Raw genomic sequence first — 13113 nt, 5'->3', positions numbered from 1 at the left:
TTTAATATTGCATATTGACAAGAAAATACTTCTGGCGTAGAATTAAAATATACTTCGAGAAAAGAACTATTTTAAGGAGATTTTTATGGAACCTAATAAAGGATTGGATTTTGAATCCATTATTTTTGAGTATATTGATAAGATAAGATACTTGCTTAATCTAGATCAATGGAGTAGTATTTTTTTAGATTTTTCCAAGAATGAACTATGGGTACTTTTATTTCTCTATAGGAACAAAAGTGCAAATATGACCCAAATTTCAGAATATATAGGTGCTCCATTAAACACAACTACTGGGATTGTTGGTAGACTGGAAAATAAGTTGATGGTGGAAAGAAAAAGAGATGATAACGATAGAAGGGTAGTAAATATTATTATAACTAGAAAGGCTAATGAATTCATTGAAAAGGAAAAAAAGATTATTGAATACTTCTTTAAAGAGGTATATAAAGCATTAACTGATGAAGAAAAGATTGCTGCGATAAATATATTTAACAAATTTGTTTCCGTATTGATTAAGAGAAAAGATAATGTAATGGAAGAAAATAAATCAATTAAGAAGGTTAAGAGAATAATTATAGAATAGCCTAGTTTTTAGGTTATTTTTTTAACAAAATACTTCGATAAAAGAATTATTCCATAAAAGAATTATAGGAGGTATATTATGGGGAGAATAATAATTTTTACAGGTAAAGGCGGAGTAGGAAAAACAACTACTGCAGCGGCACATGCAGTTAAAGCAGCAAAGGATGGTATTAAGACTTTAATAGTAAGCACGGATATGGCTCATAACTTAAGTGATTTATTTATGAAGGAAATAAAAGAAGAGCCTGTGGAAATATTGAACAATCTTTGGGCATTGGAAATTGATTCGAATTATGAAATGAGTAAACATTATGGAAGTATTTCAGAAGCTTTTAAGAAAATGCTTCCCATAGAAAATGAAAAAGATGGAGAAGTAATGGAGGATATAGTTGTATTTCCGGGTATTGAAGAACTATTTTCATTGCTGAAGATAAAAGAATTGTATGATCAAAACATTTATGACCTTATAATAGTAGATTGTGCTCCTACTGGGGAAACTCTTTCTTTATTAAAGTTTCCAGAAATTTTTTCATGGTATATGGAAAAGTTATTTCCTATTGGGAAGGTAGCTATTAAGGTATTAAGGCCTATTACAAAGGTAGCTTTTAAATTAGATATGCCTGATGAAAGGGCACTTAGTGATATTGAAAAGTTATATGTTAAGCTCGGGAAGTTGCAAAGCTTGTTGAAGGATAGGGAGATTTGCAGTATAAGGCTTGTTACTATTCCAGAAAAAATGGTGGTGGAAGAAACTAAGAGAAGTTACATGTATTTAAATCTATATAATTTTAATGTTGATGGGCTATATATTAACAGAATAATACCGGAAGAAATAAATAATAGATTTTTTGATCAGTGGAAACAGATACAAAGAAACTATTTAGATGAGATAAACTCAGTATTTTCTAATATTCCAATTTATAAAGTAAAATGGTACGAAGTAGATATAAATGGAGTTGCCGGTTTAGAGAGAATTATAAGAGATTCATTGCATGACGAAAATATATTCAAGATCTTAAAAGCAACAGTAAATGAAATTTTTGAAAAAACGGAGAAAGGATATCGTCTAAATGTTTATTTACCTTTTACTAATAAAAAAGACTTTGACCTTTTTGAATCTGGAACAGACATTATCGTGAAAATAGGAAACTTTAAAAGGAATATTCCAATTCCTAATATAATTAGAAAATATTCAATAGCCTCTGCAAAGTTAAATGATGATGTATTAAGTATTTATTTTGAATAAGGGAGAAGGTATTTTTAATGAATAAAGAGTTTGTTAAGAACATGATAAAGGCAGAGAAATATAAATACCGAGCTATAAAGGAAATATTGCCTAGTGACCTTAGAAAAAGAGTGGATGACTTAGAAAGAGAAACATTAAACTTAATAAAGGACGTTGTATTTGAAATTATGAAAGAAAATTTAGAAGAGAAAACAAGTAAGAATACAACCCCAAAAACAACTAAAAAAGTTGATATAGATTTTTCTTAATAAATTGGAGGGAAAGATATGAGAATAATTTTATATACAGGAAAAGGTGGAGTTGGCAAAACTAGTGTTGCGGCTGCAACGGCTTGTAAGATAGCTAATGATGGTAAAAGAGTATTAGTTGTAAGTACAGATCAGGCCCATAGTTTAGGAGATTCATTTAATATGAAACTATCTAATGATCCTTTAGAAATAGTTAATAATCTTTATGCTATGGAAATAGATTCAGTTTTAGAGAATGAAAATGCTTGGGTGAATATAAAGAGTTATATTGAAAAGCTCATGACATTAAAATCTGATAAAAGTATAGAAACTGAAGAATTATTAGTATTTCCGGGCTTTGAAGAATTATTAGCTTTAATTAAAATTAAGGATATATACGATGAGGGAAAATATGATGTTTTAATAGTAGATTGTGCCCCTACAGGAGAAACTATGTCATTACTTAAATTTCCAGATCTATTTAAATGGTGGATGGAAAAAATCTTTCCTATTAAAAGAAAAGGAGCGAAACTTGTAAAACCAATAGTTGAAGCTACTATGAAAATACCTGTGCCAACAGATGATACCTTTAATGATATTGAAAAATTATATTCCAAAATTGATGAACTTCATCGTTTAATGCTAAATAAAGATACAGTTAGCATAAGAATAGTCACTACTCCAGAGAAAATAGTAGTTAAAGAAGCAAAACGAAGCTTTGCTTACCTTCACCTATTTGATTATAATGTTGACGGAATAATTATAAATAAGATTTTCCCAGAAGAATCTCTAAGGGGATATTTTGAAGGGTGGAGAAATATTCAAAAAGAGAGTATTAATGATATAAATGACAGTTTTAAAGGAATCCCTGTTTTTAAATTAGAATTAATGACTGATGAACTAAGAAAATATAAAACCCTTCAAAAAGTTGGAGAAATAATTTATGGAGAAGTTAACCCGGAAAACGTTCTTTTTCAGGATAAAATATTTACTATTGAAAAAAGAGAAAAAGGATATAATCTTGCAATAAACATGCCTTTTGTTGATAAAAGAGAATTAAGTCTTTCACAAAAAGGTGATGAAATAACCATATCAATCAAGAATGAGAGAAGAAGTTTTATATTACCAACAAAACTTCAATCTAAAGAGATAATAGATGCAAAGTATACTGAAGGTAAACTAAACATTCATTTTATATAAAAATGAAAAGATATTATTCAATTAATTTCATTACTGAGATATAAAAGTACATATATAATAAACCTCCGATTGTTGAAATATACACTTTATAACACAATCGGAGGTTTTATTATTCTATTTAGGTATTTAGGATTGAAGCTAATTAGAAAGCAACATAGACCTTGTCAAATAAATAACAAAGTGTTCTTTATGACCAAAATATGTTTTTAAAGTTTAAAATATTTTAATGATAAAAAATTGATGCTATTATTTACTCACAGCAAACGATTACAAGAAATTATAGATAAATTTAGAGGGGAGATATGAAAATGAATTATTTTGAAGAAAGCTTAAAATTACATGAAAAAAATGTTGGAAAGATAGAAATAAAATCTAAGGTAGAAATTACAACAAGAGAAGATTTAAGTTTAGCTTATACTCCTGGAGTTGCAGAGCCATGTAGAAAGATTCATGAGAATCAAGAGAATGTGTACAAGTATACTTCTAAGGGAAATATAGTTGCAGTAGTGACAGATGGAACAGCAGTATTAGGCTTAGGAGATATAGGACCTAAGGCTGGATTGCCAGTTATGGAAGGGAAAGCAATCTTATTTAAAGAGTTTGCTGATGTTGATGCATTTCCAATATGTTTAGATACAAAGAATGTTGATGAAATAGTAAAAACTGTGAAGCTTATAGCTCCAGGTTTTGGTGGAATAAATCTAGAAGATATTGGAGCTCCAAGATGTTTTGAAGTTGAGGAAAGATTAAAGAAAGAACTTGATATACCTGTATTTCATGATGATCAACATGGAACTGCAATAGTTGTTCTTGCAGGAGTAATAAATGCTTTAAAAGTAGTTAATAAAAAAATAGAAGATATAAAGGTTGTTGTAAATGGTGCAGGGGCTGCTGGAACAGCTATAGCTAAACTACTACTTTCTTCTGGGGTAAAGAATCTAATTGCATGCGATAAAGTTGGCATTCTTTACAGAGGAATAGAAAATGTAGATGATGCTAAGAAGGCACTTGCAGAAGAAACTAATCCAGATAACCTTAAGGGAACTTTAGCTGATGCATTAGTAGGTGCAGATGTATTTATAGGAGTTTCAGCACCAGGAATAGTAAGTCAAGACATGGTAAGATCCATGAATAAAGATTCTATACTATTTGCAATGGCAAATCCAACACCTGAAATAATGCCTGATGAAGCAAAGATTGCAGGAGCTAAAGTAATTGGAACAGGAAGATCAGATTTCCCTAACCAAGTTAATAATGTACTTGCATTTCCAGGAATATTCAGAGGAGCATTAGATGTTAGAGCAAAAGAAATCAATGAAGAAATGAAGATTGCTGCAGCCTATGCAATAGCTAACTATGTAAAAAAAGAAGAACTAAATGAAAACAATGTATTACCTAGCGCATTAGACAAAAATGTAGCTAAAGAGGTTGCACATGCCATAGCAAAAGCTGCTATAAAATCAGGAGCAGCAAGAATATAAGAATTATGTTTGCTGAATTATATAAAGAATTTAAAGAAAAATAAATGGAGGGATAAAAATGCAAATTCCAATTAAGAAAACACTTGATAAAATACCAGGAGGTATGATGGTTGTTCCACTATTTTTAGGAGTATTAGTTAATACCTTCTTCCCACAATTTTTGAAAATCGGTGGTTTTACAACGGCATTATTTGATTCAAAGGCATCATCAACAATTTTAGCTTGTTTTATGTTTTTAATAGGTTCACAAATTCACTTTAAATTAGCACCAAAAGCATTAAAAAAAGGTGCACTATTAATAACAGGTAAATTTATTGTAGGTGCTGGTATTGGTATATTTGTAGGAAAAGTATTTGGAGCTGCTGGAGTATTAGGTCTATCACCATTAGCTATCCTTGCAGCCTTGACAAACTGTAATGGTGGATTATATGCATCTCTGGCATCACAATATGGTGATGAAACTGATGTAGGTGCTTATGCACTATTATCAATAAAAGATGGTCCATTCTTCACATTAGTTGCATTAGGTGCCTCAGGACTTGCACAAATTCCTTTTAAGGCACTTATTGCAGTATTAATTCCTATAGTAATAGGAATGATTTTAGGAAATATTGATGCTGACATGAGAAAATTCCTTGGAAGCAGTAAGTTATTATTAATACCCTTCTTCTCCTTCCCATTAGGTGCAGGAATGAATCTTGAGACTATTATAAAAGCTGGAGGTCCTGGAATATTACTGGGAATAATAGCTGCCTTCACTGGAATAGGAGCTTATGTACTTCTAAAATTATTTAAAGAAGAGCCTATTATTGGACTAGCAACTGGTTCAACAGCAGGAAATGCTGTAGCAACACCAGCGGCTGTTGCAGCAGCAGACCCAACTTTAGCTGCTATAGCAACAATAGCCACTGCACAAGTTGCAGCCGCATGCGTAGTATCTGCAATCATTTGCCCATTTATTGTTACTTATGCATTTAAAATTTTAAGAAACAATAAAATGAAAAAACTAAATAATGATGCTGCTGCATAATAGAAAGAGATTATTAAAATTTTATAGGTAGATGTTAATTAAACACGGAAAAATGGAAGACAATAATGAAAGAAGTGCTATATAATAGGATTGAAATATCCATTCCTATATTAATCCTTCTATCTGTAGTTAAAGTCTTCTAGATTCCGTGTTTTTTACTTTTAAATTATGAAATTTAATTTGCATATGTTAAGGTTAAGGTGATAAATATGAAAAAAACAATGAAGCTGCAAACGAAGCTAACTTTATTAGTTATAATAGTGGTTTTTGTTTCAATATCTATAATCAGTTCTTTTGTCGCCTCATGGATGACTGGAAATATTGAAAGTAAGGCTAGAACTAACATTATGAATGTAGCTGAAATGATTGCACATTCTAGAGATATAGTAGAGGCACTGGAGACTAAGGATCCAAATAGAAAGATAGGACCTTATGTTAGCATGCAGCTTAAGAATTTACAGCAAATAGAATATATAATAGTAGCTGATAGTGAAGGAATAAGATATTCCCATCCAAATCCTGAGATGATAGGGAAAAAATTTGCTGGTGGAGACGAATATAGAGCAGCTAAAAAGGGTGAAACATATATTTCAGAGGCTACAGGAACTCTTGGGAAATCCTTGAGAGCTTTTGCTCCAATATACGATTCAGAAAATAAGAGGGAGATAGGTTTTGTATCTGTAGGTACATTAACCCACAGCATTGAAAAAGCTAAACATACGGCTATTTTATATATAGTATTAATTGCTCTTGGTGGATTAACAGTAGGTATAATAGGGGCATTTTTATTAGCCAATAATATAAAGAATACTTTGCTTGGACTTGAACCTGAAGAAATCACAAAGCTTTATAATGAAAAAATGGGAATTCTTGATGCTATTCATGAAGGATTAGTAGCTGTTGATCATACAGGAAGAATTACTCTAATAAATGATTCGGCTTTAAGTATATTACATTTTGAGAATAAGGTTAATAAGGAAGAAATTATAGGTCAAAATATAGAAGAGATTATCCCGAGTACCCGTATGATTAATGTATTAGAAACAGGGAAATCTGAATTTGGAGAAGAGCAGAAGATAAATAATACAATAATAATGACTAATAGAATTCCTATAATTAATAGAGGAAAGATTGTTGGAGCTATTGCAAGCTTTAGGGACAAAACAGAGGTTACAAGGATGGCAGAAGAACTTACAGGTGTTAAAAAAATGGCTTGGTCCTTAAGAGCTCAAAACCATGAATTTATGAATAAGCTTCATACAATCGCCGGGCTTATACAGCTGGAGGAATACGATGAAGCTTTAGAATTTATATCAGATGTAGCAAAGGTAAGAAGTAATATAAGTAATATTTTAACGGAGAATATAAAGGATCCTTCCTTAGCAGCCTTATTGCTGGCGAAATATAATAAAGCTGAAGAATCCAGAGTTAGACTAAAAATAGATGAAAATTCAAAACTTACAAAGTTACCAGAGCATATGACTTCTGAAGAACTTGTTTCAGTTATAGGAAATTTAATTGAAAATTCTCTAGATGAAGTTAAAAATGACGGCACTGGACAAATATATATAAAAATAGTTGAAAATGAGGACTTTTTAAATATAATAGTTAAAGACAATGGTGGTGGAATTCCACTTGAATACAGGGAGAAAATATATGAACAGGGCTTTTCAACAAAGGATGTACAACGGGGACATGGAATGTATATAGTAAAGAAAATAGTTGATGAGTCTAATGGTACAATAAATTTACAGGTAGATGAAGGAGTTATTTGGGATATAAGTATACCTATTAAAGGGAGTGATAATCTTGATTCAAGTAATGATAGTAGAAGATGACCCAATGGTTAGAGAAATAAATTCTAAGTTTTTAAAAAGGGTTGAAGGATTTATTTTGTATAAAGCAGTTTCTAACCTTGAGGATGCAAAAAAATTTATTACAGTTAAGAAACCAGACTTAATATTACTTGATGTATATCTTCCTAAAGAGAATGGTATTGACTTTTTAAAGTGGATAAGGAGCCAAGAGGTGGATATAGATGTAATCCTAATTACGGCAGATAAATCTATCGAAAGAATACAAGAAGCCTTTAGATATGGTGTAGTAGATTATCTTATAAAACCCTTTAGCTTTGAGAGGTTTAAAGAAGCACTTCTTCAATTTAAGAGCAGATATTACGAGTTTAAGAGAAATGATGTAATAGAACAAAAGCAGCTAGATAAGCTAATATCTAACCCCAATGTTACTCATAATGAAGAGGATTTTGCAAAGGGACTTAATAAATACACCTATAAATCTATTTGGGAGGAAATAGAGAAAAACAAAGATGAGGATTTTACAGCAGAGGATCTTGCAGAAAAATTAGGTATAGCAAGGGTTACAGTTAGAAGATATCTTGAATATATGAAAAAAGAAAATAAAGTAGAAAAATTAGTGGAATACGGAAAAGTAGGTAGACCACAACACAAGTATCACAAAATCTAATAAAATTAAATACCAATGGGAGGAGGTTGCTATACCTGTATGGCACAAGCTTGTAAAGGATGCTGAAAACTATAGAAATTTATAGGACTGAATAAAATAATTATTCAGCCCTAATTGTTTTAAAATATATATTAATTCTTATAATATTTCTAAAACTTCTACTGTGTATTTTTCACTTGGAGCATTTACTTCAACTACATCTCTAACTTTTTTACCTAATAGTGCTTTCCCTAAATCTGATTCTATACTTATATGCATATTTTCTGGATCTTTGTCCATAGTAGTTACTAATGTTACAATCACTTCATCTTCGTCCTCTATAAATTTAATTCTAGCTTTGCTGTTAATTCCTAATGCAGATTTATCTACATCTTTATCATCTATTACAGTTGCTGTGGAAATCATAGTTAATAAATATTGAATTCTATTATCATTTTCCCTATAGTTTGCACAAGCTTCCTTGTATTCCGCATTTTCTGATCTATCACCATGAGCAGCAGCAATTAATTTTTCTTTTGCTATTTCAGCTCTTTTCACAGTCATTCTATATTCTAACTCTTCTCTTAATTTTTTAATATTCTCCTCTGTTAGTATATTATTCATAAAACTTAACCTCCGCATAAATACATAATTATTAATATTATATAACTATCTTATCATCATTACTATATTTTATTGAAGCAAAACTATTACTATAAAGTACACAAAACATATTGACTTTGTATGATAAAGCGAATATAATACAAACTATACATTATTATTCCTATCGAAATAGTATTAAATAGATAATTCAATTAATAATATGATATTAGTAGGAAGTGAAAACTTACAGAAAAGTAGACAATTAGAGGTTTTAAATGGCATATTAAGTTTCCTTTAAAATCTTTTTTTATACTCAAAATACATAAATCTTAAAAAATAAAATTTAATTGGAGGGGCTAATCATGAACAAAAATAAGTTAATGGCATTAGGATTGATATTTGTTTTAACAGTAGGGGTAGTAACAGGTTGTGGGAAAAGTAAGAGTGTATCCAGTAATAACAAAGTAGAAATTACAAATGTATCTTATGACCCAACAAGAGAATTATATGAATCATATAATAAAGAGTTTGTGAAATATTGGAAGGACAAAGCAGGGCAGGATGTTAATATCATCCAATCACATGGTGGCTCAGGAAAGCAAGCACGTTCTGTAATTGAAGGAAATGAAGCAGATGTTGTAACTCTTGCACTTGCACAGGATATTACTGCAATTGAAAAGGCTGGTTTAATAGATAATGGATGGATTAAGGAGTTCAATAAAAATAGCTCACCTTATACTTCTACTATTGTATTTTTAGTTCGTAAAGGAAATCCAAAGAATATCAAAGATTGGGATGACCTAGTTAAGAAAGGTGTTAATATAATTACACCAAATCCAAAAACTTCTGGGGGAGCTCGCTGGAACTTCCTTGCTGCTTGGGCTTATGCAGATAAGAAGTTTAATGGAGACAAAGAAAAAACTAAACAATTTGTAAGTGATTTATATAAGAATGTATCAATTCTTGACTCCGGAGCAAGAGCTGCAACAACAACCTTTGTAGAAAATGGTCAGGGGGATGTTTTGATTGCATGGGAAAATGAAGCTTATCTATCTGTAAGAGAACATAAGGATCAATATGAAATTATTACTCCAAGCATTAGCATCTTAGCGGAACCATCAGTAGCTGTAGTAGATAAAACTGCTAAGAAAAGAGGCACTGAGGAGGTAGCTAAAGCTTATCTTGAGTATTTATATTCTGACGTAGGACAAAAGATTGCTGGAGATAACTATTATAGACCTTCAAATAAGGAAATCCTACAGAAATATTCAAATATTTTTAATTTAAATATTAAGATGGTAACCATTGACGACTTTGGTGGATGGGATAAAGCCACTAAGGATTTTTTCCAAGATGGAGCAGTATTTGATCAGATATACAAAGATAAATCAAAGTAACAGTAACTAAGGGAAACATTTAGGGATACGAAGCTTTATCTTTTGTATCCCTATTGAATAATAAGCGGAAGGGAATTGTTTCAATGCGGAATAATAAAGTTAAAAATAAAAAAAATAAGGGTAAAAGGGTAATTCCTGGTTTTGGAATATCCATAGGAACAACGTTGACTTTATTAAGTTTAATTGTACTAATTCCAATGGCATCCATAGTAATACTTTCTTCAGGGCTTAGCCTTCATGAACTTTGGCAGATAGTGACTGTAAAAGATGTTGTTTCAGCATATAAAGTAAGCTTTTCATCTGCTTTTATAGCTGCATTAATCAATTGTATATTTGGAATTATCTTAGCTTGGGTGCTAGTACGATATGAGTTTCCTGGAAAAAGAATTTTAGATGGCTTGATTGAACTTCCCTTTGCACTGCCTACAGCGGTTGCCGGTATTGCACTAACAGCGCTGTATTCAGACAAAGGATGGATTGGGAGTATATTTGCAAAAGCTGGGATAAAAATTGCTTATACCAAACTAGGAATCATAATTGCCATGGTATTTATAGGGATTCCATTCGTAGTACGGGCTATACAGCCTGTATTGGAAAAATTGGATGGACAATATGAAGAGGCAGCCGCTATGCTTGGTGCAAGTGGAAGACGTACGTTTTTTAAAGTCATATTTCCTGAGATATTTCCAGCTATGCTTACGGGTTTTGGATTAGCACTTGCTAGAGGTATAGGTGAATATGGAAGTGTAGTATTCATTGCAGGGAATATTCCATATGAAACTCAGATTGCACCGCTCCTTATTATGACAAAACTAGAGCAATATAAATATACAGATGCAACAGCAATTGCACTTGTTATGTTGATAGCATCATTTATTATATTGCTATTAATCAATATGATACAAGCATATGCAAATAAGATTACAAGCAATTAATAGGAGGTTCATATGAGTAAATTAAATTATAGGAATGGACAGACAAGTAAAAAATTTAATACTACAAAAGCCATATTAATTGCCATAAGCATTGTATTTATTCTTATTATGCTAGTAGTACCAATGGTTGCTGTAATCACATATGCATTACAGAATGGAATTGGAACATATATAAAGGCTGTTAAGGATGAGTATACATTTAAGGCGCTGCAGCTTACAGTAATAGCTACCTTATCAGCAGTTGTGATAAATACTATTTTTGGATTATGTGCTGCTTGGACGGTTACAAAATTTCAATTTCGTGGTAAGCAACTATTAACTACTTTGATAGATATTCCTTTTGCAATATCTCCTGTTATTGCTGGTTTAATATTTATTTTGACCTTTGGAAGAATCGGATGGGCCTATGATTTTTTACAGGCTAATGATATCAAAATAGTTTTTGCTGTTCCTGGAATAATTTTAGCTACCATTTTCGTTACTTTCCCTTTTGTATCAAGAGAAATAATACCTGTTCTTAATGCACAAGGAAAAGATGAAGAAGAAGCAGCAGCTCTAATGGGAGCTAATGGTTTTAAAATATTTACAAAGATTACTTTACCTCATATTAAGTGGGCATTGCTTTATGGAGTCGTATTATGTACAGCGAGAGCAATGGGTGAGTTTGGTGCAGTATCTGTTCTTTCTGGACACTTAAGAGGAAAGACCAATACACTTCCTCTTCACGTTGAAATACTTTATAACGAATTCAAGCTAACAGATGCTTTTGCAGTATCTTCAATTTTAGTGATTTTGGCAGTGATTATACTGATTATAAGAAATATCATAGAACATAAGGCAAAAAAGGCTGGTGAATGCTAATGTATGTACAACTAAAGAATATTAATAAGGCATTTGGAAATTTTAAAGCATCCAATGATGTAAGCTTTGGAATAGAAAAAGGCAAGTTAATTGGACTTTTAGGACCAAGTGGCAGCGGAAAAACAACAATTCTTCGTATGATTGCCGGTCTTGAGTATCCGGATTCAGGAGATATTTATATAGATGGTGTCCGTGTAAATGACGTTCCTCCGAGCAAAAGAGGAATTGGATTTGTATTTCAAAACTATGCATTATTTAGGTACATGAATGTGTTTGATAATGTAGCATTTGGACTTAATGTTCAAAAGAAAAACAAAAAAGAGATAAAAGAAAGAGTCTTAGAGCTTATTAAACTAGTTGGATTAGAAGGGCTAGAAAATAGATATCCAAGCCAGCTTTCAGGAGGACAAAGGCAAAGGGTTGCATTTGCTAGAGCTATTGCACCAAATCCGCAACTTTTATTGCTAGATGAGCCATTTGCCGCTATTGATGCAAAGGTTAGACAAGAACTAAGAAGTTGGCTTAAGGATATGATTAATAAAGTTGGTGTTACCAGTATATTTGTTACACATGATCAAGATGAGGCAATTGAAGTTGCAGATGAAATAATTATTACTAATCATGGAACTATTGAGCAGAAGGGTTCTCCTTTAGAAATATACAAAAATCCATCCACACCTTTTGTTGCTCAGTTTATAGGGGAGTCTACAGTTATTGAGGACTATCACAAACTCAAAGACTTTGGTCAATTGCACAATATCAAAAAAGCTGTTATTCGTCCTGAATTTATCAGTATTACTAAGATGAATGAATTAAAACAATATATGAGTGCAGCTGAAGAAGGAGTTATTGAAAAAATATCTTTTAGAGGAAGCTACTTAGAAGTGAAAGTAAATGTAAAGGGCATAGTCTTAACCGTAACTAGATCTCTTGAAGATAAAATTGTTAAAGTTGGTGAAAGAGTAAATGTTCTAATCTATCGACTGTACGTATTTGATGATAAGAATGCCTATTTACTTGAAAATCCTGCTCTGGAAGATAACAACTCAGTATTTATCTAGTAAATATTTACTTAAAGGAAGGGG

13 protein-coding genes are annotated in these 13113 nt (G+C 31.4%); 12 read left to right on the top strand and 1 reads right to left on the bottom strand.

What is annotated here, in order from left to right; translation table 11 throughout:
* Window positions 1-85 precede the first annotated feature (85 nt).
* The 8 genes from CLHOM_RS04260 to CLHOM_RS04225 all read left to right on the top strand — a co-directional run bounded on the left by CLHOM_RS04260 (window position 86) and on the right by CLHOM_RS04225 (window position 8253).
* Window positions 86-586: a MarR family winged helix-turn-helix transcriptional regulator gene (locus CLHOM_RS04260; RefSeq protein WP_052220450.1), complete on the top strand. Its 501-nt coding sequence runs from the start codon at window positions 86-88 to the stop codon at window positions 584-586.
* Between the two features lie 78 nt (window positions 587-664).
* Window positions 665-1831: an ArsA family ATPase gene (locus tag CLHOM_RS04255; protein WP_052220449.1), complete on the top strand. Its 1167-nt coding sequence runs from the start codon at window positions 665-667 to the stop codon at window positions 1829-1831.
* Between the two features lie 17 nt (window positions 1832-1848).
* Entirely contained in the window at window positions 1849-2079 is a 231-nt protein-coding gene (locus tag CLHOM_RS04250) for a hypothetical protein (RefSeq protein ID WP_052220448.1), read from the top strand.
* An 18-nt stretch (window positions 2080-2097) separates the two neighbouring features.
* Complete coding sequence (locus tag CLHOM_RS04245; protein WP_052220447.1) at window positions 2098-3258, top strand: ArsA family ATPase; 1161 nt, start codon at window positions 2098-2100, stop codon at window positions 3256-3258.
* Window positions 3259-3566: 308 nt separating this feature from the next.
* Window positions 3567-4739, top strand: coding sequence for an NAD(P)-dependent malic enzyme (locus tag CLHOM_RS04240; protein ID WP_052220446.1), 1173 nt, complete (start codon window positions 3567-3569; stop codon window positions 4737-4739).
* Between the two features lie 58 nt (window positions 4740-4797).
* Window positions 4798-5769, top strand: a complete 972-nt coding sequence (locus CLHOM_RS04235; protein ID WP_052220445.1) for a 2-keto-3-deoxygluconate permease — start codon at window positions 4798-4800, stop codon at window positions 5767-5769.
* Window positions 5770-5978: 209 nt separating this feature from the next.
* Entirely contained in the window at window positions 5979-7607 is a 1629-nt protein-coding gene (locus CLHOM_RS04230; protein ID WP_052220444.1) for an ATP-binding protein, read from the top strand.
* Window positions 7579-8253, top strand: a complete 675-nt coding sequence (locus CLHOM_RS04225) for a response regulator (RefSeq protein ID WP_052220443.1) — start codon at window positions 7579-7581, stop codon at window positions 8251-8253. Before CLHOM_RS04230 ends, CLHOM_RS04225 begins: the two co-directional genes overlap by 29 nt.
* A 138-nt stretch (window positions 8254-8391) precedes the next feature.
* On the opposite strand, the gene CLHOM_RS04220 is transcribed toward CLHOM_RS04225, so the two are convergent.
* The gene (locus tag CLHOM_RS04220) at window positions 8392-8856 is read right to left on the bottom strand and encodes a GreA/GreB family elongation factor (RefSeq protein ID WP_052220442.1); all 465 of its coding nucleotides are present in this window, start codon (window positions 8854-8856) and stop codon (window positions 8392-8394) included.
* Between the two features lie 341 nt (window positions 8857-9197).
* Here CLHOM_RS04220 and CLHOM_RS04215 point away from each other — a divergent pair, with 341 nt between their 5' ends.
* The 4 genes from CLHOM_RS04215 (at window position 9198) to CLHOM_RS04200 (ending at window position 13089) form a co-directional block, all read left to right on the top strand.
* Entirely contained in the window at window positions 9198-10232 is a 1035-nt protein-coding gene (locus tag CLHOM_RS04215) for a sulfate ABC transporter substrate-binding protein (RefSeq protein ID WP_052220441.1), read from the top strand.
* 83 nt (window positions 10233-10315) lie between these two features.
* Window positions 10316-11167, top strand: coding sequence for a sulfate ABC transporter permease subunit CysT (cysT, locus tag CLHOM_RS04210; protein ID WP_052220440.1), 852 nt, complete (start codon window positions 10316-10318; stop codon window positions 11165-11167).
* 12 nt (window positions 11168-11179) lie between these two features.
* Window positions 11180-12028 carry a sulfate ABC transporter permease subunit CysW gene (gene cysW, locus CLHOM_RS04205; protein ID WP_052220439.1) on the top strand — a complete coding sequence of 283 codons (849 nt, stop codon included), beginning with the start codon at window positions 11180-11182 and terminating at the stop codon, window positions 12026-12028.
* On the top strand, window positions 12028-13089 hold the full coding sequence (locus tag CLHOM_RS04200; protein WP_052220438.1) for a sulfate/molybdate ABC transporter ATP-binding protein: 1062 nt from the start codon (window positions 12028-12030) through the stop codon (window positions 13087-13089). The genes cysW and CLHOM_RS04200 overlap by 1 nt, the downstream gene beginning before the upstream one ends.
* Window positions 13090-13113 lie beyond the last annotated feature (24 nt).

The organism is Clostridium homopropionicum DSM 5847 (genome assembly GCF_001263795.1).
GTDB classification, from domain to species: domain Bacteria; phylum Bacillota; class Clostridia; order Clostridiales; family Clostridiaceae; genus Clostridium_H; species Clostridium_H homopropionicum.
The sequence above is the reverse complement of the archived record's forward strand: the minus strand, read 5'-3'. Positions and strand labels throughout refer to the sequence as shown.